General features: G+C 53.6%; 17 protein-coding genes. 7 read left to right on the top strand and 10 right to left on the bottom strand.

Features of this window, described 5'->3' with window-relative positions; genetic code table 11:
- Positions 1–113: 113 nt before the first annotated feature.
- Complete coding sequence (locus FW415_RS21060; RefSeq protein ID WP_148388961.1) at positions 114–548, bottom strand: carbohydrate-binding protein; 435 nt, start codon at positions 546–548, stop codon at positions 114–116.
- Between the two features lie 257 nt (positions 549–805).
- Between FW415_RS21060 and FW415_RS21055 the strand changes: the two genes are divergently transcribed.
- The 4 genes from FW415_RS21055 to FW415_RS21040 all read left to right on the top strand — a co-directional run bounded on the left by FW415_RS21055 (position 806) and on the right by FW415_RS21040 (position 7,762).
- On the top strand, positions 806–1,987 hold the full coding sequence (locus FW415_RS21055; protein WP_210420757.1) for a copper amine oxidase: 1,182 nt from the start codon (positions 806–808) through the stop codon (positions 1,985–1,987).
- Positions 1,988–2,091: 104 nt separating this feature from the next.
- Positions 2,092–3,663, top strand: coding sequence for a tetratricopeptide repeat protein (locus FW415_RS21050; RefSeq protein WP_148388959.1), 1,572 nt, complete (start codon positions 2,092–2,094; stop codon positions 3,661–3,663).
- Between the two features lie 243 nt (positions 3,664–3,906).
- Positions 3,907–6,720, top strand: coding sequence for a TonB-dependent receptor (locus FW415_RS21045; RefSeq protein WP_148388957.1), 2,814 nt, complete (start codon positions 3,907–3,909; stop codon positions 6,718–6,720).
- A 13-nt stretch (positions 6,721–6,733) separates the two neighbouring features.
- On the top strand, positions 6,734–7,762 hold the full coding sequence (locus FW415_RS21040) for a phytase (RefSeq protein ID WP_148388955.1): 1,029 nt from the start codon (positions 6,734–6,736) through the stop codon (positions 7,760–7,762).
- Between the two features lie 45 nt (positions 7,763–7,807).
- Here FW415_RS21040 and FW415_RS21035 read toward each other — a convergent pair whose 3' ends face one another.
- Together FW415_RS21035 and FW415_RS21030 are read right to left on the bottom strand one after the other, a co-directional pair.
- Positions 7,808–8,443, bottom strand: a complete 636-nt coding sequence (locus tag FW415_RS21035; protein WP_148388953.1) for a LysE family translocator — start codon at positions 8,441–8,443, stop codon at positions 7,808–7,810.
- Complete coding sequence (locus tag FW415_RS21030; RefSeq protein ID WP_148388951.1) at positions 8,430–9,317, bottom strand: RimK family alpha-L-glutamate ligase; 888 nt, start codon at positions 9,315–9,317, stop codon at positions 8,430–8,432. The genes FW415_RS21035 and FW415_RS21030 overlap by 14 nt, the downstream gene beginning before the upstream one ends.
- 79 nt (positions 9,318–9,396) lie before the next feature.
- On the opposite strand from FW415_RS21030, the gene FW415_RS21025 reads away from it, so the two are divergent.
- Both FW415_RS21025 and FW415_RS21020 read left to right on the top strand, forming a co-directional pair.
- Positions 9,397–10,845 carry a PLP-dependent aminotransferase family protein gene (locus tag FW415_RS21025; RefSeq protein WP_168208922.1) on the top strand — a complete coding sequence of 483 codons (1,449 nt, stop codon included), beginning with the start codon at positions 9,397–9,399 and terminating at the stop codon, positions 10,843–10,845.
- Positions 10,842–11,687 carry a tetratricopeptide repeat protein gene (locus FW415_RS21020; RefSeq protein ID WP_148388947.1) on the top strand — a complete coding sequence of 282 codons (846 nt, stop codon included), beginning with the start codon at positions 10,842–10,844 and terminating at the stop codon, positions 11,685–11,687. Before FW415_RS21025 ends, FW415_RS21020 begins: the two co-directional genes overlap by 4 nt.
- A gap of 50 nt (positions 11,688–11,737) precedes the next feature.
- On the opposite strand, the gene FW415_RS21015 is transcribed toward FW415_RS21020, so the two are convergent.
- From FW415_RS21015 to FW415_RS21000, 4 genes are all read right to left on the bottom strand, one after another.
- Positions 11,738–13,138 (bottom strand): metallophosphoesterase family protein, encoded by a 1,401-nt coding sequence (locus FW415_RS21015; protein WP_148388945.1) that lies wholly within the window; start codon positions 13,136–13,138, stop codon positions 11,738–11,740.
- A gap of 75 nt (positions 13,139–13,213) precedes the next feature.
- Positions 13,214–16,249, bottom strand: coding sequence for a TonB-dependent receptor (locus tag FW415_RS21010; protein ID WP_148388943.1), 3,036 nt, complete (start codon positions 16,247–16,249; stop codon positions 13,214–13,216).
- Positions 16,250–16,258: 9 nt separating this feature from the next.
- Positions 16,259–17,245: a FecR family protein gene (locus FW415_RS21005; protein ID WP_148388941.1), complete on the bottom strand. Its 987-nt coding sequence runs from the start codon at positions 17,243–17,245 to the stop codon at positions 16,259–16,261.
- A gap of 1 nt (position 17,246) precedes the next feature.
- Complete coding sequence (locus FW415_RS21000; protein WP_148388939.1) at positions 17,247–17,807, bottom strand: RNA polymerase sigma factor; 561 nt, start codon at positions 17,805–17,807, stop codon at positions 17,247–17,249.
- Positions 17,808–17,926: 119 nt separating this feature from the next.
- Between FW415_RS21000 and FW415_RS20995 the strand changes: the two genes are divergently transcribed.
- On the top strand, positions 17,927–19,258 hold the full coding sequence (locus tag FW415_RS20995) for a DEAD/DEAH box helicase (protein ID WP_148388937.1): 1,332 nt from the start codon (positions 17,927–17,929) through the stop codon (positions 19,256–19,258).
- Between the two features lie 50 nt (positions 19,259–19,308).
- Here the strand turns inward: FW415_RS20995 and FW415_RS20990 are convergent, their stop codons facing one another.
- The 3 genes from FW415_RS20990 to FW415_RS20980 form a co-directional block, all read right to left on the bottom strand.
- On the bottom strand, positions 19,309–21,705 hold the full coding sequence (locus FW415_RS20990; RefSeq protein ID WP_148388935.1) for an ABC transporter permease: 2,397 nt from the start codon (positions 21,703–21,705) through the stop codon (positions 19,309–19,311).
- Between the two features lie 130 nt (positions 21,706–21,835).
- On the bottom strand, positions 21,836–23,782 hold the full coding sequence (locus tag FW415_RS20985) for an alpha-L-arabinofuranosidase C-terminal domain-containing protein (protein WP_148388933.1): 1,947 nt from the start codon (positions 23,780–23,782) through the stop codon (positions 21,836–21,838).
- A gap of 5 nt (positions 23,783–23,787) precedes the next feature.
- A complete protein-coding gene (locus FW415_RS20980) occupies positions 23,788–25,338 on the bottom strand; it encodes a right-handed parallel beta-helix repeat-containing protein (protein ID WP_168208921.1) in 1,551 nt (516 codons plus the stop codon).
- Positions 25,339–25,429: the final 91 nt, after the last annotated feature.

Genomic DNA, 25,429 nt, shown 5'->3' with positions numbered 1-25,429 from the left:
CAGATGGAGCCTTTAATGACTATTTAATCATACCGGCTTCATGATGTGAAGGTACGGGGGAGCAAAAGGTCTGACGATGACGGAAGTCAACGGGATGATTGATTGTAAGCTGCTCAATCTATCCGCCACCAGTTGGGGATAAAGGAAAAACCGGTAATGCTGAAGGCTCCGCTGCCTTTGGCGACCAGGTACAAGTCATGCACGCCCATGGCGTTACGCAGGTTTCCCTGCAGTTTGATCGCATAGGTCGTATCCGCGGTGTCAGGGATGCGGAGCGTACCAATACGCCTGCTTTTCCGCCCTTTCGGCTGGTCTATCCGGAATTCCAGCCGGGCGTCCGACCTTCCCTTCAGGTTACTGATGACCAGCACCTCAAAGCCGATCTCCCCCATGCTCAGGTTCACTTGCCGGAACCCCAGGTAGGCGCCTTCCTTCATGGCAAAGCTCATGGAGTCCGGTTGGTTCAATGGTAGGGGGGACTGGCCTCTTGCAGGCAGCGATATGGAGAATAAAATAACTGCCAGTGCAGTTAATGCAAGAGGCCTCATAGGTTAGGATAGTTCTTTTCTACAGGGATGCAGGCCGGGTTTTTGCTGCCCGCATCCGGATGATCGAATATTTCACATAAAGATAAATAATAATACTTGATTTCTGCATGCGTCACCTTCCTCCCTTTGGGGGAAGAAATTAAATAATTTATTTAAAAACATGAGTTAATTAATAAAAATTATTATTAAGTTTGACGAGTATTTTAAATTCCTTCAATTACCACGTTCATACAGATTGTCAACTTAACAAGCATAAAATGAAACAACCAAACTGGAAGCCGCTGTTGTTCGCTTTTACCATGATATCACTGGGCGCACAGGCGCAGGAGCTGAAACCGGAATTGAACAGCGCTATCCTTCGTACGAAACAGGGGAGCATCGTAGAATTGCCGGGCTTTTTGACCGAAAAGATCCCGGATATCCCATACCGGAAGGTAGTGATGCCGGGCCCGCAGTACCTGATCGCGGACGATCCCGAGTATATCCGCATTCCCGAGGGTATTGCGCTGCACGAAGCAGTACAGCCCGGCGCTGTAAGGTTGTATGTGTATAATGTCAACGGCGTAAAGGAGCCGGAGAAGATCGACCGCCGCATTACCGCGGTTATCAAAAATACCGGCACGGCAAACATGCACATCCGCATGCTGAAATATGCCTCGCAAAAACCCAGCACCAATTATTACCAGATCGGGAAACAGGGCCTGGCGGATTATTTTGCATCAACACCGCAAAAGAAGGTCCGTACCGTAAAACCCGGTCAGGCTATAGCTATCGATGAGCAACTGGAAAAGAACGTGGTGAAGTATGATGAGCTGGTGCATGGCTTTTACGAGTTTGTGATCGACCAGCCGGGCGAGATCAGCGTTATTCAGACCGATCTGAAGACCAGCGGCCCCAAAGCCCTGCAACGCATCACCAACGTCATTCCCCCCAAAGGCCAGAACGCCGGCCGGGGCGTATTCGGCGTAAGCAATTACCGCGTGATCACGGATTCCGTTTACGATACCAGAAATGGCACAATGGAGATCATCCTGGCGGATGGCGATAAAGATCCCTGGGTGGAAGGAAAAATGGACGGAAGGCCGGAGGTCGCCAAGCTTGCCGGTAACTACGGCGTGATGTACAACATAGAAATGAAATGGAAAAGCACGGACGGCAAAGGCCTGGCACTGGTGACCTGGAACTCCCGCAGCGGCAATAACCAATGGTGCGGCGGTATGGCCAATACCATGGTCGTAAGCAAAGGGAAATTCAGCGAAGGGATCATTCAGCTGCCGGCGGACCGCCTGGTAACAAAAGCAGCTCCCGAAGCCATCCTGATACAGGTGTTCGAACCGGCCGCTAACGGGGAAGAACAAACGATAAAACTCACCTACTCCCCACCGGGAGCATCCTGCCTGCCTACGCCCCTCATCTTTATACCGGTTGACCTGAAATAACGGCAACCTGTTGTTGATCAATAATAGAGAGACCGCCTTCCGGAAACGGGGGCGGTTTTCTTTTGCTTAACACTAACATAACATTAAACCCCTTCCTTTGCGTCATGATTCGGAGCGTTGTTTTTATCACCACCATCTTCCTGCTGGCCGTTACAACCCTGCAGGCGCAACAGGAACCTGCCCTGGTTTTCAGCAATCTCGGCAAACAGGCGGCTTCGGACTCGGCTTTTATGGCGCAAAAAGAAGCTTACCGCCGGGCAAAGGACAAAACAGCCGCCGCACTGGCCCTCCGCCAGATGGGCCGCATCTGCTATCACCTCGGGCATTACCCCCAGGCCCTGGATTACCACCTGCAGGCGGGAACGCTCTTCCGCGAAACCCGGCAGCATATGCTGCTGGCCGAAAACCTCAATGACATCGGTACCTTGTATTATTATAACCGCCAGCCGGCATTGGCCCGCCCGCAATACGACGAAGCGCTGCGGATCTACCGGCAGCAACGCAACAACGCGGGCCTGGCTGTGACCTATGGCAAGATCGGCCATCTCTACGAAAAACAACAGTTGTACGACAGCGCTTTCTATTTCCAGCGGATGGCCCTCGGCGGATACGGACAAATTGCCGACCGCGGCGGCATGGCCAAAATATTTGAGAACCTGGGCAGCATTCATGAAGACCTGGAACAGTACGATTCCGCGCAATACTACTTCGGGCATGCGCTGGCACTGAATACGGACAGCCTGGCGAAGATCGAGATACTGAACAACCTCGGCGATATACTGCGCAAAACAGGCAGCTACCGCGAAGGGCTGGAACAAACGCGCCTGGCCGTAGCGCTTGCCCGGGAGACCAGTGAGCAATACCAGCTGAGCAGCGCCTACCGCGATATGGCCAAAGGCTTCCACCTCCTCCGGCAACCGGACAGCGCCTACCAATACCTCGAGCTGAGCCGCTTCCATCTGCTGGACATCTACTCCACCGAAAGCGGCAAACAACTGGCGCTCCTGCAAACCATGTACGATATGGAAAAGAAAGACCGGGAGATAGAAAACCTGCGGAATACCCGGAAAGCTACCGTGGCCATCGTTATCCTGGGCTTGCTGCTGGTGGCCCTCGCATTGCTTGTGATCAGCCGCCAGCGCCTCAAGATCAGGAATGCGGAATTGCTCCATCTGCGCGAACAGGAACAGATGCGCAGCGCACTCGAACATCGCGAAGCCCTGGAGCAAAACCTCAAACAGGAACTGGAGCTGAGATCAAAAGAACTGAGCGCCCACACGCTCCACATCATCCGCAAGAACCAGCTGCTGGAAGAAGTGCACAACCAGCTCGAACAAATGGTGCGGGATGATAAACGAGATCAGAAAAAGCAACTGAAGCAATTGCAGCTCCAGATCAACCACAACTTTAATCACGATCAGCACTGGGACGAATTCAGGGGGATATTCGAGCAGGTGCACCAATCCTTCTTCGACCGCCTGAAAGCATACTGCGACCACCTGACCGCCAACGACCTCCGCCTCGTGGCCCTGCTGAAAATGAATATCGGTTCAGGGGATATCGCCACTTTGCTGAACATCTCGCAGGACAGCCTGCGGGTGGTGCGCTACCGCCTTCGTAAAAAACTGAACCTCCCGCAGGGCGAAAGCCTGACGGCATTTATTCAATCCATATAAAAATTACCATTGAAAATGCTTCCCTCGCGCCGCCGCAAACCACTGCCTTGTAACGGCGTAACATTTTCTTAACGGACATTTTGTAACGATGATATTTAATGATAATCAATCACTTGCAGGTATGTTGTTGCCCCTTTGTTCACGCCCCGTTAACCGCTGTTTCCTTTTTGTTCACGCCCGGAATTTGACATCCAGCCCCGGCAACAACACCTTTGCTTCGTCGAAACAAAACGACCGAACCGAATGAAAACAATTTTATCAGCAATCCTTTTTTCCTGCCTCAGCATGCTGTGCTTTGGACAGGGCACCGGTCTTGTTACCGGTCACGTAATGGATAAGAACCAGCAATTATCCCTGCCGGGCGCTACCCTGAAACTGAAACCGGGCAACCACTATACGGTGTCCAACCAGCAGGGCAAATTTGAATTCCTCGGTGTGCCGGCCGGGAGTTATACACTGGAGATCACCTATATCGGTTATGAAAAGATAACGCAGGAGGTGACGGTGCAGGCCGGCAAAAACACATCGGTGAATTTGCAGCTGAATGCGGGCGGTATCGCCGGCAAGGAAGTGATCGTGCTGGGCGATCGTTTGCGGGGGCAGGCCAAAGCGCTGAACCAGCAGAAGAACAATCCCAATATCACCAATATTGTGTCTGCGGACCAGATCGGGCGTTTCCCGGATGCCAACGTGGGGGATGCCATCAAGCGTATTCCCGGCATCACCATGCAGAACGACCAGGGCGAGGCGCGTAATATCATCATCCGCGGCCTGGCCCCGGAACTGAACTCCGTGATGCTCAACGGCGACCGCATCCCTTCTGCCGAAGGCGATAACCGCCGCGTGCAGATGGACCTGATCCCTTCGGACATGGTGCAAACAATCGAAGTGAACAAAACCCTCACTCCGGATATGGATGCAGACGCCATCGGCGGCGCCGTAAACCTCATCACCCGTGCCGCGCCGAATGGCCCGCGCCTCTCCGCCACTTTGTCCAGCGGCTACAATCCCATCCGCAGCAAACCGCTCTATAACGGTTCGCTGGTGCTGGGTAACCGCTTCTTTCAGAACAAGCTCGGTGCAGTGATCAGCGCTTCCTATAACAATAATGATTACGGTTCCGATAATGTGGAAGCCGTATGGGCCCAGGATGATTTCGGGAATGTGTACACGGAAGAAGTGCAGATCCGCAAATACGATGTACAGCGCATCCGCAGAAGCCTTTCTGCCGCGCTCGATTACAAGATCAACACCTCCAACACCATCTACCTGAACGCGATGTACAACTGGCGCGATGACCGCGAGAACCGCTACCGCCACGAATTAAAGGATATCGAACCGGAATACGGTGCCAACGACCAGATCACGGGTTTTACCGGCAGCCTCAGCCGCGAAACCAAAGGCGGCATTGATAATAACCGGAATAAAAACAGAAGGCTGGAAGATCAGCGTGTACAGAACTACTCCCTGCGCGGAGAGCACCTGCTGGGCAGCAAGGTGGACCTCGACTGGGGTATCAGCTTTTCATCCGCCAGTGAAGACCGGCCCAATGAACGGTATATCGAATATGAAAATGAGGATGTACCCATCACCCTGAATTATGCCGATCCGCGTTATCCCTTTGCGAGCGCACCGGGCGCTGCCAACAGTGATTTCGTGTTCAAGTCCATGTCGGAGAACCACGACTTCACCCGCGAGAACGAGCTGGGCATGAAAGCGAACCTGCGCTTTCCCTTCAGCATCCTGCCGGACCAGAAAGGCCGCCTGCGCGTAGGAGGAAGACTGCGCCTGAAAGATAAAAAACGCGAGAACGTATTCTACGAATATGAGCCGCTGACGCCTTTCGGCAATATGGCCGCCATGCCTACCGTATTGTGGGATAGCAAGGACTTCCAGGCCGGAGGCAAGTATGTGCCCGGCACTTTCATCTCCAATAAATTCCTCGGCAGCCAGCAGCTGACCAATACCAGCCTGTTTGAAGCGAGTGACGAACCTTCCGAATACCTGGCCGTGAACTTTTCCGCCAAAGAAAGGATCGTTGCAGGTTATGTACGCTGGGACCAGGACCTGACGTCCAAACTCTCCATGATCGCCGGAGTACGGCTGGAAAACACGCATATCGATTATACAGGCAATATCGTGGAGGAAGAAGAAGAGCTGGCCGGCCAGCGGGATGTGCAGAACAGCTACCTCAATGTATTGCCCGGTTTGAGCTTTAAATACGATGTAACCAATAATTTCATCCTGCGCCTTGCCGCCACCACTTCTATTGCCCGCCCGAACTACTACGATATCACGCCTTTTGTAAGCAGCATACTGGATGATGAAGAGCTGAGCGCCGGCAACCCGGAACTGAAAGCGGCTTATGCCTGGAATTTCGACCTGATGGCGGAACATTATTTCAGCTCCGTGGGCATTCTCTCCGGTGGTGTATTTTACAAGAGCATCCGCGATTTCATTTACACCTACAGCGATCTTCAGTATTCCACAGAGAAATTCACGGCAGACTTCCCCGGCCTGCAGAACCCTGTGCCGGCAGGAGAACGCTGGACCTACAAGCAGGCCCGCAACGGCGATAACGTAAAGGTTTACGGGTTTGAAGTGGCGCTGCAGCGGCAGCTGGACTTCCTGCCGGGATTCGCCAAAGGTTTCGGTGTGTATGTGAACTATACCTACACCAAATCCACAGCAGACGGTGTGTACAACGGTGATGGCGAAAAACGCACCGGTGTGACACTGCCCGGCACCGCGCCGCATATGTTCAATGCATCCCTCTCATTCGAGAACAGCCGCTTTACAGCCCGTCTTTCCGGCAACTATGCCGCGGCCTATCTGGATGAGTTGGGCGGTTCCGACTTTGATGACGCCTACTATGATCAGCAGTTCTTCCTGGATGCCAATGCTTCCTACAAATTCACAAAGCACCTGCGGATGTTCGCAGAAGCCAATAACCTGACCAACCAGCCGCTGCGTTATTACCAGGGAGTTTCCTCCCGCACCATGCAGGCGGAGTTTTACCGCCCGCGTTATAACGTCGGTTTTAAATTTGACCTGTAAACAATAAAGCAATATGTTGAAAAATATAAGTATTCTACTGAGTGGTATCGTTTTGATCAGTGCCTGCGACAGCGGCAAAGCCCCGATAAAGGAAAACGCCCTGAAACCCGCGGTGATCACAGAACAGGTGGGGCATGACACAGATGATCCCGCCATCTGGATCAACCCGGCGGATAGCATGAAAAGCCTCATCATCGGAACGGATAAGGATACGGACGGAGGACTCTACGCTTTTGACCTGGAGGGAAAGATCGTGAAAAAAGTACCCGGACTGAAGCGCCCGAATAATGTGGATATCGCCTATGGCCTCCTGCTCAATGGCGCCCCGGTAGACATCGCCGTGCTCACCGAAAGAGAAACAAACAGGATACGCATTTTCTCGCTGCCGGACCTGCTTCCGCTCGATAATGGCGGCATAGAGGTCTTCACCGGTGAAACCGAACGTGACCCGATGGGCATTGCTTTGTACAAAAGACCATCGGACAGTGCGATCTTTGCCATTGTAGGCCGTAAATCCGGGCCCGTTGAAAATTATCTCTGGCAATACCGGCTGGAAGATGATGGTAAAGGCGCAGTGAAAGCCGCGCTGGTGCGCAAATTCGGCCAGTACAGCGGGAAAAAGGAGATAGAAGCGATAGCGGTGGACAATCAACTGGGATATGTGTATTGTTCAGATGAAACCGTAGGCATCCGCAAATACAAAGCCGATCCGGATCAGCAGGACAATACCGAGCTGGCACATTTTGGAAAGGAAGGTTTTGTATCGGACCATGAAGGCATATCCATCTATCCGCTGACGGATTCCACCGGTTACATCCTGGTGTCCAACCAGCAGAACAATACTTTCATGGTCTATCCCCGCGAAGGGAATGAGCATCCCCTGCTGGCGGAAGTACCGGTATCCACCATCGAAAGCGACGGGTCGGAAGTGACGGCAGTGCCGCTGGGCAGCAAATTCCCGCAGGGGTTGTTTGTAGCCATGAGCAACGGAAAAGTGTTCCATTATTATTCCTGGAAAGATATTGCGGACCAGATCAGGTAATGATTGACGTCCTGCCGCATTTTGAAAATAGCCGCTGAAAAGTGGCTATTTTCCTTTATCCAGCGCCATCTTCACCGCCAGCCCGGTCAGCACGCTGGCCATGAACCATTTTTGCACCTTTATCCAGCGCGGATTTTGCGCAAACATTCCCTTCACTTTAGCAGCCAGCATAATGATGATGAAGTTGACGATGAAACTGACAGTCAGTTGCGTCATCCCCAGGAAGAGGCTTTGAAAAAGCACATCCCCGTAAGCCGGCCGAATGAACTGCGGGAAAAAGGACAGGTAGAACACGGCCGCCTTCGGGTTGAGGACATTGGTGAGCAACCCCATGACAAAGAGTTTTGCCGGCTTGTCCGCCTGCAACTCCCGGCGTGTCTCAAACACGCTGCGGCTGCCGGGTTTCACCGCTTCCCAGGCGAGATAAAGCAGATAGAGAATGCCCGCCGTTTTCAGCGCAGTGTACAGAAAAGGTACCGTCAGCAACAGGGCGGACAGCCCGAATGATACCAGCACGATATGGAACAGGAACCCGCAGGCCACACCCAGCAGGGAAATAACGCCGGCCTTTTTACCCTGCGTAACAGACCGGGAAACAAGATAGATCATGTTCGGCCCGGGTGTGATAACCATGATGAAAGCCGCCATGATGAAAATGAACAGTTGATCAGATGGTAACATGAAGAAGGAGGTTTTGCAATGCTTCCGTATATTTTTGATAACCTTCGGGATCTGTGCCCAGGAACAGGTAAGGCTCTATCAGCTCCAGTTCCATTAAATGCAGTTCTTCGTTTATCAGGATGGCATCTACCCGTGCATACAGGCATCCTTTGGCAAACCGTTCCACATAAACAGCGGCGCTGGCAATATGCTCCTCCGCCGGTACCGCGGCTACAGTGGTGCCGCCGAAATACGGCTGTACACGGAAATCACCGGTCTTCGGTTTCTTCACTACACTATGGCTGAACTTTCCGTTGAGAAAAATGAAAGACCATTCCCCCGCTGTTTCTATTTCCGTCATGTAAGGCTGAACAATGAACGCCTCTTCTTTTAACAGCTCCGTGATCCGCGCCTGATGCTCCGCCAGGTTCTGCGGCGTAACGGTATAGGTATGCCTTGCTCCGCCGCTTACGCAGGGCTTTACGATCAGCTTGTCACACCCGAATTCATAAAAAAATGAGGAGAGCAATGGCAGCTCTCCCCGTTCAACGATGGCGGAAGGGATCACTTTCAAACCCGCAACGGCGATCGCCTGCAGGTAATGTTTGTCGCTGTTCCATTTCACAATATGATAGGGGTTCAGCATACGGATGCCGAGCGCTTTTATTTTATCCAGCCACTTGCAGAAAGCGGCATACTTTTCGAAATAATCCCAGGGGGATTTCAGCAATATCAGCTGGTAGGCGGACCAGTTGACCCTTTTGTCCGTCCATACCTCACGATGCACATCCAGGCCGGAAGCCCGGAGCTGAGCCAGCAGCAGGCCCTCTTCGTCCTCTACCGAATCCGCGGCATATTTGCCCTGGTCCGCGTAACTGATCAGCGCTATTCTCATGTCATGATGATTTTAGCAAAAGTAAATGTATATTGGTATTGTAGAAAGTGCCATTTTTAACAATTTTAAAGGGGCCATTATGAGCAAAACCGCTCCGCAGATACCGTTGCCGTTCCTGAAATTGCGCAAGCGCGATGCGGAACCCCTGTTCCTGCAACTTTACGGGCAGATCAAACAGGCCATTTTCAGCGGGCAGCTGAAAGAGGGGGAACGGCTTCCGGCCACCAGGGCATTGGCCGCGGAACTGGAAATATCGCGCAACAGCGTGTTCCAGGCATTTGAACAGCTTATCCTGGAAGGCTTCCTGGAGGGCAGGAAAGGGGATGGCACCTATGTTTGCGCAAAGATCGGCATCGTTCCGGCCAGAACGCCGAAGGTGGAAGAAACGCCGGGAACCGAGGAGTATATACCGGACTTTTCCATCGAGCCGTTGCTGCCGTTCCAGAGCTCCATACCTTCCTTCGCGCATTTTCCTTTCAAAACCTGGGCGGGCATTGCAGCGGATGTTTACCGCAACATTCACAGCCTCCACCTGGGCTATGGCGATACACAGGGATATGCGCCATTGCGCAATGAGCTGGCGGATTACCTGCGCATCAACCGTTCGATTATCTGTTCGCCTGAACAGATACTGATCGTCAGTGGCTCGAGACAGGCCATCAACCTGTCCGCCCAGCTGCTGATTAAAAAAGGGGATCAATGCTGGATGGAAGACCCCGGCTACAGGGGCGCCAGCATGGCTATCGAAAGATGGGGCGGCAGGGTTTGCCCCGTGCCGCTGACGCAATACGGACTGGATATCGACCATGCCATCAAAACATACCCTGCCGCAACATTCGCGTATGTAACACCTTCCCATCAATACCCCATGGGCGGCACGCTGCCGCTGGCGGAAAGGCTGAAGCTGCTCCAATGGGCGGCAAAGCAGAAAATGTGGATCGTGGAAGACGATTATGACAGCGAGTTCCGCTACAACGGAAGGCCCGTGCCGGCATTGAAAGGACTTGATGACGCTGGCCAGGTGATCTATACCGGCACCTTCAGCAAAGTGCTGTTCCCTGCATTGCGGCTGGGATATATGGTACTGCCCACGCTGGAGATGGCGCGGCGGTTCAGGATGCTGAAAACAACGATCGACCGGGAGAACCCCGTGATAGATCAGGCCATTATCACCCGGTTCATGCGGGAGGGCCATTTTGCCCGGCATCTGCGCAAAATGCGCATCCTGTATAAAAAATTGCAGGATGAATTGACGGCATTGATCGGGAAGCATCTGCATCCCTGGCTGGAAGTGGAACCGGGTGACAGCGGCATGCATATCACCGGCTGGCTGAAAAAGGACATGCTGGCCGCTGATGTGGAGAAAGCCGCCGGGAAACAGGGCCTCATCCTGCAACCCGTAGATGATTTCTCCATAAAATACGGTCATCCGAAAGGACTGATGTTCGGGTTCACCGGTTATCCCGTGGAAGATATGGAAAAGGCCGTGCTGCAGTTGAAACAAATCCTTATAAATTTGCAACCATGACGAAGGAAAGATATTTTACGCAGGAACAGTTCATTACACAGTTCAATGCAGAGATACGATATGCCGCGGAAGTGTGGCAGAAACTGAAAGACAGCGGATTCCAGGAGTATGCGCTCGCGGTGTTCGATTTCACTTTCGTGGCCCGTGACCGGGAGCAACTGGAACAGCTGAAGCAGCTGTTTGCCTCGAATTATGATTTTGTGATGGGAGAGGTTGCGCCAAAGGATGAACTTTGGAAGCTGCAGGGTGTCAGCAATGAATTTCCGGTGGATGCGGACAATCTGCTCTGCTGGGCGATAGATATCCTTGTGAAAGGATTTGAGCTGGATTGCCGGCTGGAAGGATACGGCACTTTCGCCGGCGCGGGGAACGATGAATTCCCGGATATGGCCAAGGGCAAGCTGGAACAATATTTCAATATGGCCATGAGCGCCTGGCAGCAGAAGAACTACAGCGCGTCCGCCATCAATTTCAATACCGCCATCCGCATTTTTGATGTGAACCCCAACTCCTGGTACTCCCGCGCTATTGTGAAAGATTCGCTTTACCTGGTCATGCAGGCGCGGGCGGATTACGACAAGGCTATTGAACTGGCTCCCGAATTCAAGGAAGCCTATATCAACCGCGCGGTGAACAAATACGAAGCGGGAGAATACGAAGCCGCCACCGAAGATTTCAACAAAGTGCTGTCCCTCGATCCGGACAATGCCATGGTGTATTATAACCGTGGCAATACGAAGTATAACAGCGGTGATAAGACAGGGGCCTGCGCGGATTGGAAACGTGCGCTGGAGCTCGGCGCGGAATATGCGGCGGAGCGGCTGGCGGAGTACTGTAAATAAAAAAAGCCGCCCGCAACTTTCGCTGCGGCGGCTCTCTTGTGTTCAACGGTTCAGGGCTTTCGTTTCAGATAGGTTTCTTTCTTCTGTTCGAATGATTGTTTTTCCGTTGCGGATAATTTTTGCTGATATGCCGGCGGCAGTTCCACCATTTCCTTCACGGCAGCAGGCTGCTGGTCGGTCAGCGTTTTCTGTCCTCTCTTTTTGTCTATTCTGAAGGCATCGTACAGGGTACCGGTGACGGTGTAGCATTTATACACGATATGATCTGCCTCCATATCAATGACCTGGTACAGCTGTGTGTTCGCGGCGGCCCTTTGCTGCCATTTATCCAGCGAAGGCACATACATCTTGGGCCCGCTGACGGAGGTGATGTACACCGGGCCTTTCAACGGCATACGCGGGGATTGCGGTGAACTTTCCGCTATGCCCCGCCCGTAAGTATGATCATGCCCGGTCAGCACCAGGTCAACGCCATATTTGTCAAACATCGGCTGGAAGGCATCGCGCAGCGATTTATTGTCGCGGCCGCCTGCAGAGGAATACAGCGGGTGATGCATGGTGATGATCGTCCATTTGGCCGGATTGTTGCGCAGCAGGTTTTCCACCCAAGCCACCTGGCTGATGCTGTCCGCCTTGTTCAGCAGGAAAGCCTGTGAGCAGATGGAAATGATCCTCACACCCTGGTAATCCAGGTAATAGGCCACTTCTTCCAGTCCTTCCGGCCCGTTTTCCGGGAAGGCGAACTGGGGGCGCCAGTTTTTGGTGAGCGTGAGCCGGCGTTGTTCATCGCGGTAATATTCATGATTTCCCGGTGTGGCGATCACGGGCATCATGCCGTAGATCCATCCGCCTGCGTAAAACCATTCGCCCCATTCATGGTCGGTATTCGTTCTGTTGATAAGGTCCCCGGCGTGCAGGGAGAACGCTGCTTTCGGCGCCTGCGTATATGCTGCGCGTATGGCGCGGGACCAGAGTTCCTTGTGATCGTTCTGCGCATCGCCCATATAGATGAAAGAAAAGGGTTTTAACTGGTCTGCGGCGGTAGTGAAATGCAGCCATTCGCTCCATTGTTCACCATTCCCTACGCGATACATGTATGCCGTGGAAGGCTGCAGGCCCGTGAATTTCGCGGTGTGATGAAAGGCTTCCGCACCGGGAAGCGCCAGTTTCTCCAATGTTGCTTCCACCAAAAGGGTAGAATCCTCGCGTCCCGGATGGGGACTGGCGGGTTTGAGCATGGCCAGCCCTTTTTCCGTCAGTGTGTCCGTACGCCAGGTAACCGCCTGCGTACGTGCAGGATCACCTGCAAAGGTCAGCACGATCCTGTCCGGTACGGAGGCAGCCGGATAGAATTTTTGCGCCTGTGCTGCGGAAAGGGAAACCGTAAAGAGCAAAGAGAAAAGAATGAACTTCATGATATATTCAAGATAAGTAAAAACACAGCGTTGCATGTGCTGATCGTGTTAAATAATTGTGAGGTTTGGAAAAGAGGTTGTCAAAAGTGCTGACAACCTCTTTTGCCCGTATTACAGCCTGAAGCTCAGGCCCGCGCTTCCCCACCATCCATCTACATACGTATTCAGCGGATATTCCCTTGAACCGAGATAATCACCGCGTTTGGCACGGGTCAGGTTGCTGAGGTTCAGCACGGCTTTCAGCCTGCGGGTGATCTGCTGGCTGGCGGAGAAGTCCAGCTGCATACGCCCTTTCTCATGCTCGTCCTGAGCCGCTTCGTCCCCTACTTCGGAGAGGAAGGAAGCAAAGAAATAAGAGGATATCCGTGCGGAGAAACCGTATTTCTCATAGGTGAGAGACAGGTTGCCCACATGCGGGCGCATGGATGGCATAGCGATGTCCCGTTCGCTGGTGATGCCTGGTACGGTGAGTTTGGACTGGATGTAGCTGTAGTTCGCATAGATACCCAAACCGTTCAGTGCCCCGGGCAGGAAGGTGAACTGCTGCTGCCATGCGATCTCCATACCGTAGATGCGCCCTTTTGCGCCATTGCTCACGGTATTGATGCGATAGCCGTCGAACTCGCCGCCCTGCTGAACGTAAGAGTAGTCGAACAGCACATCCCTGACATCCTTGTAAAACACGCCGCCGGACAACAGGCCGATGGAAGCAAAATAGTGCTCACCCATCAGATCGTAGTTGATGGCTCTTTCCTGTACAAGTTCGGGATTGCCCTGATTGATCCGTTTTCTTCTTCTCTCGATCTCCTTCCAGGGAACAAGGTCGTAATAGTTCGGGCGGGTGAGGGAGCGGGTGACGGCTGCGCGGATGTTCGTGCGGGAGGAAATTTTGTATTTGATGTTCAGTGAAGGATAGAGGCCATGAAAGGTATTGGCATGGTCGATCTTTGTGGTGGAAATATATTTCCCCGTTTCGTCCAGCAGCACCTGATTGCCTTTATAGCTGAAGGAAGTGCGTTCAAAACGAACACCGGCCACAATGTCCAGCTTGTTCATGCGTAATGTGCCCATCGCGTATGCCGCGGCGAGGTCTTCATGCCCGTTGTAAGAATCCGGGTCTGTATTCTGCCGGGTATAGGTAGGGTCATCCTCGAATTTGTCCCCGTTGTCCCGGAAGTACTGTTCCATGATCTCGGTTTCCGGGAATCCCTGCAGGTGCGTGAAACCGTTCAGGAATTCTTTCCGCTGGTAGGAAGAGTTGTAGTCAGACAGGCGGAAGGCGGGCTCTCCGGTTTTCAGCACATGGTTGTAGTAGTTGCGGAAACGTTCATTGGTCTTGTAACGGTAACGGCCGCCGAACTTCACATCCAGACTTTTGCTGCTGCCGAGGTTGATCTTGCGCAGGGCGTTGAAGGTAGCCTGGGCATCCCTGTCGTCCACTCTTTCGTGACGGTTGATGTAATTGCGGGTAGTGAAATTGCTCATGTCCCGCGCGGCATCATTGTCGTAGTTGATCACCGGCAGATCGGGTGTGGAGAGGTCCAGCGTGGCGGATTGCCCACGGAGATTGAAGCCTGCGTTCCAGTATTTGGGCTGATCGTACAGGCCCTTGTTCAGGTTCACATCATAATCCACCTGCCAGTTCTTCACGAGGGACTTGCCGCCGAAGTTCACATTGAAAATATCGCGGTGATAGTCTCTCCAGCGGCCTTCGCGGTAGATGGTCATATCCGTTACATGTGTCGGCGAATCGTATTCGTCTATACTGTGGCCAACGCTGCCGGAGTACTGGAACTCGTAGTATTTATTATAATTCGTGCGAAGGTACAGCGTGGTATGTTTACCGGCATCGTAATTCAGGTCCAGCGTAAGGCCGAGGTTCTTACGGTCGATATGGAACGCTTCATAGGTGATGCTTTCCGGTTTGCGGTATTCGGTGCCGTCCAGCTCGTAATCCGAATAGGAAATATCCATCCTGTCCTGCCCGCGTGTGGAAACGAAGTAGCTGGCGCTGAACAGGTAGCCGAATTTGTTCTTTTTCCGGCCATAGGAGGCGGAGAGATCGTAGTTCGGTTTGCCGGTGAGGCCATTGTAACCCACCAGCGCTTTACCGGTCAATGTAGGTTTTTCCTCCTGTGCGCTTTTGCTGATGATATTGATCACGCCGCCGGTAGCATCCGCATCCCGGTCGGGCGTAAGGGTTTTGATGATCTCGATGGATTCAACGGTATTGGACAATACACCGTTCAGGTCCGTTGTTCTGGACTGGGTTTCGGTGGCCGGTACGCGGTTGCCGTTCATCTGCACGGCATTCCGGGTGGGGTCAAGACCGCGGATGATCACATCCCTGGCTACGCCGTAGCTGTACCCTACTGCCACACCCGGCACACGTTGCAGGGATTCGGAAACGGTGTTGTCGGGGAACTTTTCCATCTGTTCCTGTGATAATACGTATTTGATGTTATCCGCATTGCGCATGGAATTGAGGGCTTTCACCTCGCCGCGGCGTATGCCCGTGATGGTTACGCCGTTGAGCGCTTTGGTGAGGGATTCCAGGTCGAAATCCGCATTGATGGTCTGCCCGCTTCCCAGCTGCACTTCCTTTTCGATGGTGGCAAAACCGAGGTAGGCTATGGAGAGCCGGAGCTTTCCGGGTTTTACATCAGGGATGATATAGATACCGTCCTTGTCCGCCGTAGCACCTGCGGATGTGCCCTTGATGCGGATGGTAGCGTAGGGGAGTACCTGGCGGTTGCTCCTGTCCCGCACCACACCTTTGATGACACCGCTTTTAAGTGCCTGTTGCTGCTGGTAGGGGCGGAGGTACACTTTGCTGCCGGCCAGTTGCGCGGATAAATGATGGCCGGCCAGCAGGCGCTGCAATACCTCATCCAGAGAGGTGTTCTGTACGGATATGCTCACTGGCGGGGCGGTACGGATGTCTTCATCGTAGTAGGTGAACACCAGTCCGGTAGATTCCTGCAGGCTGGCCAGCGCTTCTTTCACCGGCCGTTTCTGCAATTGCAGGGAAACCTTGTAGTCGCTCAGCTGCTTTTCCTGCGCGATGGCAGCCAGCTGGCAAAGTAAAAATACGGGCAATAGCCACCCTGTACGCCTGGCTGCAGCGTAACATGCTCTTGATTTCATGGTAGTGAATTATTTTTTTCTGATAAACAAAATGGTGTTGTCCCTGATCGTATAATCTATTTTATTGGATGCTCTGATCGCCTGCAGAATGCTGGTCAGCGAGGGTTGACTGAACATGGATGTGAAACGGAGTTTGCCGAGGGCCGGGTCGCTGAATTGTACTTTCATGTCAAAATACTTTTCCAGCAACAAGGCTACTTCCTGCAGCGGCGTTGCTTCGAAAACAATGCCTCCACCCGCCAGAACGCCCGCTTCGGCAGATGAAATGCTCCTGATCTCCCAGTTGCCGGCGGCGGCATCGTAGGTGAATGCCTGCCGGGGCTGGAGGGTAGCCAGTGTGGAGGAGTCCCTTTGCACCTGCACCTTTCCTTCCACGAGGGTGATGCGTACCTGAGCCGCGCTGTCCTGCTGCACCTGGAAGGCCGTGCCAAGCACTTTGGTGCTGATATGCTGCGTATGCACAAAAAATGGCCTGGCACTGTCCCGCGTGATGTTGAAATACCCTTCCCCGGTGAGGAATACCTCGCGGCGGGCGGGATCGAACTCGTTCGGGAACCGGATGCTGCTCGTGGGGGCCAGGCGGACGGTGGAGCCTTCCGGGAAGGTGATGACGGTGGACCGTCCGGGCGCCGCGCTGATCTGCTGCCAGGTCACGGCTTTCTCTTCCGGCGGTTTGCTCTGCGGAAAGATCACAAAAAGCACGGTCAGCATCGTCAACAGGGATGCGGCTCTCACGCGGGAGCGCCTGGACCAGCGCCGGGGTTTCTCCGGGCCGGTTTCCGGCCCTGTATGCAGTGCTGAAACGGCTTGCAGCCTGACGAAGGTCATGCTCTTTTCGGCTTCCCGGAACGCCGGTTTCAGCTGGTCGTACAGCTGGCGGTAGGCCTCGGAAGAAAGGAACAGCTCCTTCCACCGGGCTTCCTGGGCCTCGTCCGCTTCCCCGGCCAGGATGGCGTACACCAGGCCCCAGTCTATATTTGATGGTTCGATGCTCACGTCAGAAGGTTTGCCTGGAATGTGAAAACAATACCCTGAAATACTCTTTCAGCCGTTTATTGGCCTTATGCAGCTGGAAGTTAACGGTGCCTTCCGTCAGCTTCAGCAACTGCGCGATCTCCGCGGGCGTATAATCATGGAACCGGTACAGCCGGAAGATCTCCCGCTGCCGGTGCGTCAGCTGCTCCAGCGCCCGCCGGATCTCCTGCTCAAAATCTTTCACCTGGAAAGCTCCCGCCGCATCGTTATAATATGCATTCTCTATATGCTCGCTCAGTTCCTCCACAATGAGGATCTTTTTGCGCAGCACATTGAAAGTAGCATTGCGCGCGGCCGTGCAGAGGTATGCCCGGATGTTCTTTTCAATAACAATGTCCCTGCGCTTCTGCCAGATCTGGTGAAGCACATCAGCGGCTACTTCTTCGGCATCCTCGCTGTTATTGCTGTAGTAAAAGGACACATCGCGCAGCTCCCTGTAATATTTTACAAAAAGCACCTCGAACGCCTTGTGGTCATCCTGTTTGATGTATTCCAGTAAAAGTTCGTCTACATGTTGGCCCATGCGGCATATCACTTGTTCAATCTAATAGACACAAGTTTGGGCAGATATTTATACTTTGCCGTGTTATGGAAAGGTTAAGAGATTAAGCCTACCTTTGTCATTCATTTTTCCGGAAGGTTATGCGATTTGATGAATTAAACCTGAACAGGCCGTTGCTGAATGCTTTGAACGACCTGAATTATACTACCCCTACAACGATACAGGAACGGGTCTTTTCCGTAGTGATGTCCGGCCGCGATGTCTGCGGCATTGCGCAGACCGGGACGGGCAAAACACTGGCGTACCTGCTGCCGGTATTGCGGCAGCTGGAATTTTCGAAGGAGAAGTTAGCCCGTGTGCTGATCCTGGTGCCTACGCGGGAGTTGGTGGTGCAGGTGGTGGAAACGGTGAAAAAGCTCACCACCTATATGAGCGTGGAGGTGATCGGCGTGTACGGCGGCACTAATATGAATCCCCAGATGGCGGCGGTGCAGCACAAGCTGGACGTGGTGGTGGCTACTCCCGGGCGGCTGTACGACCTGGTGCTGAGCGGTGCGCTCAAGCTGAAAGGCATCAAAAAGCTGGTGGTGGATGAAGTGGATGAAATGCTCAATCTCGGTTTCCGCACCCAGATCAGGAATATCATGGACCTGATGCCGGCTAAAAGGCAGAACCTGATGTTCTCGGCCACCATTACGGAAGAAGTGGAAGCGCTGATCGAATCGTATTTCAACAGCCCGGAAGTGATCGAAGCCGCGCCCGTAGGTACGCCGCTGAAGAATATCAGCCAGCGGGTGTACCATGTTCCCAATTTTTACACGAAGGTGAACCTGCTGGAACAGCTCATCACGCGGGACCCGGAAATGTCCAGGGTACTGGTGTTTGCCGCTACCAAGCAGCTGGCGGACCAGTTATTCGAGCAGGTGGAAGCCAAATTCCCCGGCCAGGTGGGCGTCATCCATTCCAACAAGGAACAGAACCACCGGTTCAATACCGTGAACCGGTTCAAAGACGGCACCTACCGTTTTATCATCGCTACGGATATCATCGCCCGCGGCCTGGATATTACCGGCGTGTCCCATGTCATCAGCTTTGATACACCGGAGGTTTCCGAAAGTTATATCCACCGTATCGGCCGTACAGGCCGGGCGGATAAGGACGGGATATCCATCCTGTTCACCGCGGAAAGGGAAATGCCGCAGAAAGAGAAGATCGAAGCGCTGATGAACTACCAGATACCTGTGCAGCCTTTGCCGGAAGACCTGGAAATATCCACGCGGCTGACGGATGAGGAAGACCCTAAATTCGTGGTCCCCAACATCGTACTGAAAACCCCAAAAAGAGAAGAAAGCGGCGGCGCTTTCCACGAAAAACTCGCAAAGAACAAAAAAGTGAACGTAAAGGTGAGCCACAAGGAGAAAATGATGCAGAAGTACGGCAAGCCGAAGTCAAGAGGAAAGAAAAAGCCGTAAGGCATCAGGTATATTCAGGCGCCGTGCGCCCCTCTGCCGGAACGATGTTTTTAATCCGCGCGAAGGCTCTTTACCGGATTGGCCATCGCGGCTTTTATGGCCTGTATGATCACCGTTGTGCATGCGACCAGCGCGGCCAGCAGTCCCGCCAGTATCAGTACCCACCATTGCACGGCAATGCGGTAGGCAAAGCCCTGCAGCCATTTATCCATAATGAACCAGGCCAGCGGCAGCGCTATCAATGACGCTATCAGCACCAGTTTCATAAAATCGACGGACAGCATGGCGGCAATATCCGCGATGCCTGCGCCCAGTACTTTCCGCACACCGATCTCCCGTGTGCGCTGTTGCGCCATAAAAATGGCAAGCCCAAGCAAACCCATACAGGCAATCAGTATCGCCAGCCCCGTAAAAATGAGCGCCAGTTGCCCCTGTTTCTCTTCGGCGGCATATTGCCGGGCGAAGTTCTGGTCCAGGAAATGAAATTCCGGTGGATTTGTTTTGTCGAACCTGCGGTACACTTCGGTAATATCAGCCAGGCCCTCCGCGGTCTTGCCTTTGGAAAGGCGGACGTAAAGGTTGTCTTCCATGGATTCGGCCGGCGGCATCAGCAACACCATCGGTTCCACTTTATGCTGGATGGAATAGGTATGGAAATCCTTTATCACGCCAACGATCGTTCTTTCCCCGGTTTCGGCGGTATTACCGATCCTGAACCGCAGTCTTTTGCCGATGGCGTCTTTCAGCCCGGTCTTTTTCAACAGTGTTTCATTGATAAGCGCCGCGCCGTACTTGTCGGAGGGCATGGAGGAAGAAAAGTTCCTTCCCTGCAGCAGCTGTATATCCAGCGTTGGAATATAATCCGCATCGATCATCAGCTCCTGCGCAATGGTGGTGCCGGTGGTAAACCCGCCTTCCGCTGTTTCAAAGCGGAACCCCAGCCCGCCGATATCATTGTTGCCGATAGGGTTGCCGGCCACGGCAACCGCTTCAATGGCGGGGTTTTGAAGCAGCTGAGCCTTCAGTGCAGATACCTGTTTGCGTACCATCTGGTCGTGAATATGAAAGGTCAGTACCTGGTCTTTATTGAACCCGAGGTCCTTATGCCGGGCATATTGCAGCTGCTGGTAGATAATGATGGAGCCTGTGATCATGACCACAGTGATCACGAACTGAAATACAACGAGGGATTTCCGCAGCAGGATGTTGGATGAAAGCCTGCCCATCTGGCCTTTTAATGCGGGGACGGTCCTGAGCCGGGAAAGGAACAGGGCGGGGTAGGTACCGCTGATCGCACCTGTCAGCATAGAAAAAGCCGCCACCAGCAGAAGTGTGAAGGTAACGCCGAAACGCCAGATCGATAGTTCTTTGGCTGTGATCCTGTTAAAATAAGGAATGGCCGCCTGTACGATGAACAGGGCAATGGCAGCTGCAAGGAAGGTGATCATCAGTGCTTCCGTAATGAAAAGCATGGCCAGTTCCCGCTTGCCGGAGCCCACTGCTTTGCGTACGCCAATTTCCCGTACCCGGGCAGCGGCGCGGGCGGTGCTCAGATTCATATAGTTGATGATGGCGATGATCAGTATCAGCAAGGCAATGGCGGAAAAAAGATATACCCGGCGGATACTGCCATTCGTGCTGATCTCGTAGGCCAGGTCAGAATGCAGGTGAATGGACCGCAGCGGCTGCAGCTCCAGCCGGTAATCATCGATACGCATGATCTTTTGTATCGTTCCTGCGGCAAACAGCGGCAACTTTTTTTCCAGATCGGCCTGCTGCACGCCTGGTTTCAACAGCAGGTAAGTGTACACATTGAATTCCTGCCAGTCGCCGGTATAGCCTGCGGGGAGTGAGCGCAGGGCGCTGAAGCGCAAATGGGAGTTTGGCGGAATATTGCGGATGATGCCGGTTACTTTGTTCGGGAAGCCGTTCTGGAAAAATACCGTCTGGTCCAGCGCCTTTTGCGGATCGCCGAACAATTGTTCCGCGAGGCTTTCCGTCAATACGATGGATTGCGGGGAAGCCAGCGCCGTAGCCGGATGGCCGTAAAGGAAAGGCCAGGAGAAGACCTCGAATACATTTTTGTCCGCAAAGCATATATCTTCCCGGTGGACCGTTTTTTCATTTAATGTAATGATGCCGCCGCCTTCAGTGAGAATGCGTACCGCCTCCTGTATTTCCGGAAGCGCAGCTTTCATTTCCGGAGCGAAAGGAGCAGAAGTGGGGGCTTCATGCAGGTCATTATCATTCCAGCGGGCATGCTGCACAAGGCGGTAAACACGGTCTGCGTTCGCATGATACCGGTCATAACTCAGTTCGTCCGCCACATACAATACGATCAGCCAGCATGCCGCCAGTCCGAGCGCCAGTCCGAGGATATTGATGGCCGTATAGGTTTTATGCCGGGCCAGGTTTCTGAAAGCTGTTTTGAGGTAGTTGAGAAGCATAGCAGCGTTGCTGTAAAAATGATGCCACTTCCTTTTTAATTTGATAATCAGTTGTTTGCATTTACGGGATGAGGGTCGTGTGTCCGTTTTTGAAAAACGGACTGTCCGGAAAGGAACAGTGAGGGCGGTTTTACCGTTTCACCGGTATTTCCAGCACCTGCAGCGTAGCTGCTCCAAGCTCCAGCGACAGCTCCCCGCGTTTGCCGGTCAGCATACCTTTTTCCGGATATACTTTCTGCGGCTCCTGAATAGTGTTGTAAGCCATCAGGTCCGCCGCATGCAAAGTGGTGCTGATGACCTCCTGTTGCGCAGATACACCTTTGATGCGGAGATCGATCTTTTTCGGTTGTGCCGCGCTGTTCACCAGCTTCACGAATAGCTTGCCTGCTTCCCGGTCGATAGTGGCGCTGGCATAAAGACTGTCTTCCCCCGCAATCACTTTCCCATCCTGTAAAATGGAGATCACCTGTTTGCCGGTATTGTTGGAGAACAGTTGCTGTACATAATAGTTCGGCGTGCAGATGGAGGTAAGGTTATTGAACCAGATCAGGTCAGGGCGCCATTGCCAGGCCTCCACATGGGCCAGCAGGGGCGCGTAGGAAGCCATATGCACAATGTCTGCGTTGCGCTCCAGTCCCGTCATGAAACAGGCTTCCGCCAGTGCGCTGAACCAGCTGTTCCTGGATTCTGCGGCCGGCTGCTCTTTATCATGCGCGGCATATTCGCCGGCAAATATTTTTGCGCCTTCCCGGTCGTACGTGTCGTAACGTTTCGCGTTGCGCAGGAACCAGTCGGGGTGCTTGTAATAATGTTCATCAACGAGATCGGCTTTTGTTTTGCGCAGCGCTGCCCAGGCATCGTCGAACATTTTTCCGTCGGAATAGGGTCCGGTGCCGGATATCAGCAGGATCTCCGGGTGTTTTTCTTTCAGTATCTTTTCAAACTGTTGGTATCGTTCGAAGTACTGGCGGTCCCACTGCTCGTTGCCGATACCGAGGTGTTTGAGGCCGAAGGGGGCGGGGTGCCCCATCTCCGCGCGCAGCTTGCCCCATTTGGTATTTTCTCCGCCATTGGCGAATTCAATGAGGTCGAGCGCATCCTGGATGTAGGGGTCCAGTTCATCGAGCGGCACCACTTCACTGCTGTTGAACTGGCAGGCCATGCCGCAGTTCAGGATGGGCAGGGGCGCTGCACCGAGGTCTTCCGCCAGCTGGAAGTATTCATAAAAGCCCAGGCCGAAGCTCTGGAAATAATCCGGTGCATTGCGGTGCGCAAACTCCACGTTCCAGCGGTTCATGATCACTTTCCGCTGTTGCAGATCGCCTACGGTCGTTTTCCACTGGTAGCGGTTGGCGAGGTCTTTCCCTTCCACGATGCAGCCGCCGGGGAAACGCACGAAGCCCGGTTTCAGGTCAGCCAGCTTTTGCACGAGATCTTTCCGCAGTCCGCCCGGCCTTTCTTTCCAGGTCTGCTGCGGGAAAAGGGAGATCATATCCGCCTGTATCACGCCATTGCCATCGAAAAGTATTTCCAGTTTCGCTTTTTCTGCGGTCTGTGAACAAATGAATGTAACCCTATGCGTTTTCCAGTCGTAACCGATCTTGTTGAGCGTGGCGCCGCCGATCTTTTCGTTCTTCTCGTTCACCAGGTACACGGATACGCGCATCGGTGCGCCGTCCGCCTGGCGGGCCAGCATGGAGAAATCGTATTGCTCGCCCTGGCGTACGCCCATCCCCCTGAAACCTTCATTTACTATCCCGAAACTCCCATTCACCCTGATGGTCGCAAAACGCGGGTTCTCCGGATGCGTCTGGTAACGGTTTTCGATCAGCATACTGCCTTCCTTGCCGGAGGTCTTCCAGCCCATCATGGGATGGAGGAATTCGAAAGAGCGGTTTTTTACGAGCTCGGCATATAATCCGCCATCTGCGGCAAAGTTGATGTCTTCAAAGAAAATGCCCCACATGGTGGGTTGTATTGTTGCCGTGGGCTTTCCGGCTTCAATGGTCAATTGTTGCGCGTGTGCCGTAGTGCCTGCCAGCAGGAGGGCCAATGATAGTTTGAGGATGTTGTGCATGTTGTTCACTGTTTTTTTATGTCGATAGTGTTTTGATGAATCCCCACCACCGGCCGTTCCCCTGCCGGTATCCCGTTCCCGAAGAAATCCGTCACCGCCTCCTCCGTCATCAACACCCCGCGAAGCCCTCCCGCCGCAAGCATGAACGCCCGCAACGCTTCAAACCCCCGCGGCGCTTCCGCCGGATATTCCCGGAAAGCCGGTTTGTCCGTCACGGCCCCCGGCGTGGGCGGCTGTAGCAGATGCCGGCCGTAATAGACATTGGAAATATAATGATTCCGCGTGCTTTTGCCCATCTGGTAATCCACGGCGCCTTCTGTGTAGAAGATGTTGTTGGCGAATACGGTACTGTCCGCATACCCGCTCCAGTTATCCATGTCCACCATGGTGCTGTCCGTATGCGGCGGGCGGGCTTTGGTGATATACACCAGGTTGTTGTAGACCCGGTTATTAAAAGTGGGGCCGGCAAAATGAAAGACCGGCGAAAAGCCCGCGTGTTTGAAAGTTGACCGGTAACCATCGTTGATGCTGACGTTATACCGGATAACGGTGCCGGTATTGCCCACGCTCTGCGGTGCTTTCACATTGCCGTCATTACACACCAGCACGAAACCGCCGGTGTTATCATGACTGTAATTATACTGGATAAGAGTATTGCGGCAGTTCCAGTCCGAATCAAAGCCCTGGGAATCCCAGGGGCCGCCGTACCAGGCTACTTCATTATGCTGAATGATGGTATTGTCGCAGCTCCAGGGCCAGATGCCCGCCGCCGCATCGCCCTCGGGGAAGCGCTGGCCGCCGCGGTAAATGGTGTTATGCTCGATCAGCGCACTGTCGCACCCGATGGGCACAATACCGTCGCCGCCGATATCTTCCAGGTGATTGTGACGGATGATCACGTTCCTGCTGGGGAACCATTCCTGCCGTTGCCAGTATCCGCTGCTGGTAATACCATTCCTGTCCGTCCTTTCTATCCGGCAATGCTCGATCAGCAGTCCGTTGAATGCGGAGGGTTTGCTGCGCCCGCGGTTGGTCCAGTGAATGCCGGCGCCGCCGCCGGCCCTTTTCACATTGCTGCCATTCACATCATGCACATACAACCCGCTCAGGCGGATGTCAAACGCTATCCCGAAGTCTTCCAGCAGCAGGTGTATGCCTTTCCGGTGCGCGGCAGGCGTTGCCCCGGCATTGGTGACTTCCAGGCCGGAAAGATGCAGGTAGGCGGAGTTGTACACGAGGATGGTGGCCGTAACAAGACCATTGCCGTTCAGTCGCGGTTTGGGGCCGTTGCCGTAGCTGGAGAAGACCACCGGGCGCCCCGGAGCGCCGAGGCATTGTATCTTCAGGTTCCCGTCGTACGCTGTGCCGCAGCGGAAAAGCACGCTGTCGCCGGGTTGCAGCGAAAGCCGGTTAACCGCTTGCAGGCTGCGGAAAGCCCGGGAAGGATGATCGCCGCTGTTCATATCGTTCCCCGTCTTCGCATCCACATAATAGGTGGCGGCAAAGGCGCAGACACAAAACAAAACACTGACCAGGCAAAGCAAAGTTCTTTTCATATGCGGAATCATCGGTCAGCCAAGATGCAACAAATTATCGGGGATCACTTTGCGGATATTCACCGGTTTTCGCTGTTTTTATAAGCCGGTC

The organism is Chitinophaga sp. XS-30 (assembly GCF_008086345.1).
GTDB lineage: Bacteria > Bacteroidota > Bacteroidia > Chitinophagales > Chitinophagaceae > Chitinophaga.
The sequence above is the reverse complement of the archived record's forward strand: the minus strand, read 5'-3'. Positions and strand labels throughout refer to the sequence as shown.

Coding starts and splice junctions, on each gene's coding strand:
- FW415_RS21030 (WP_148388951.1), bottom strand. CDS start 9,317: ATGAGAATAGCGCTGATCAGTTACGCGGACCAGGGCAAATATGCCGCG.
- FW415_RS21000 (WP_148388939.1), bottom strand. CDS start 17,807: ATGGGCCAACATGTAGACGAACTTTTACTGGAATACATCAAACAGGAT.
- FW415_RS21045 (WP_148388957.1), top strand. CDS start 3,907: ATGAAAACAATTTTATCAGCAATCCTTTTTTCCTGCCTCAGCATGCTG.
- FW415_RS21040 (WP_148388955.1), top strand. CDS start 6,734: ATGTTGAAAAATATAAGTATTCTACTGAGTGGTATCGTTTTGATCAGT.
- FW415_RS21010 (WP_148388943.1), bottom strand. CDS start 16,249: ATGAAATCAAGAGCATGTTACGCTGCAGCCAGGCGTACAGGGTGGCTA.
- FW415_RS20985 (WP_148388933.1), bottom strand. CDS start 23,782: ATGCACAACATCCTCAAACTATCATTGGCCCTCCTGCTGGCAGGCACT.
- FW415_RS20995 (WP_148388937.1), top strand. CDS start 17,927: ATGCGATTTGATGAATTAAACCTGAACAGGCCGTTGCTGAATGCTTTG.
- FW415_RS21060 (WP_148388961.1), bottom strand. CDS start 548: ATGAGGCCTCTTGCATTAACTGCACTGGCAGTTATTTTATTCTCCATA.
- FW415_RS21025 (WP_168208922.1), top strand. CDS start 9,397: ATGAGCAAAACCGCTCCGCAGATACCGTTGCCGTTCCTGAAATTGCGC.
- FW415_RS21035 (WP_148388953.1), bottom strand. CDS start 8,443: ATGTTACCATCTGATCAACTGTTCATTTTCATCATGGCGGCTTTCATC.
- FW415_RS21055 (WP_210420757.1), top strand. CDS start 806: ATGAAACAACCAAACTGGAAGCCGCTGTTGTTCGCTTTTACCATGATA.
- FW415_RS20990 (WP_148388935.1), bottom strand. CDS start 21,705: ATGCTTCTCAACTACCTCAAAACAGCTTTCAGAAACCTGGCCCGGCAT.
- FW415_RS21015 (WP_148388945.1), bottom strand. CDS start 13,138: ATGCAACGCTGTGTTTTTACTTATCTTGAATATATCATGAAGTTCATT.
- FW415_RS20980 (WP_168208921.1), bottom strand. CDS start 25,338: ATGAAAAGAACTTTGCTTTGCCTGGTCAGTGTTTTGTTTTGTGTCTGC.
- FW415_RS21020 (WP_148388947.1), top strand. CDS start 10,842: ATGACGAAGGAAAGATATTTTACGCAGGAACAGTTCATTACACAGTTC.
- FW415_RS21050 (WP_148388959.1), top strand. CDS start 2,092: ATGATTCGGAGCGTTGTTTTTATCACCACCATCTTCCTGCTGGCCGTT.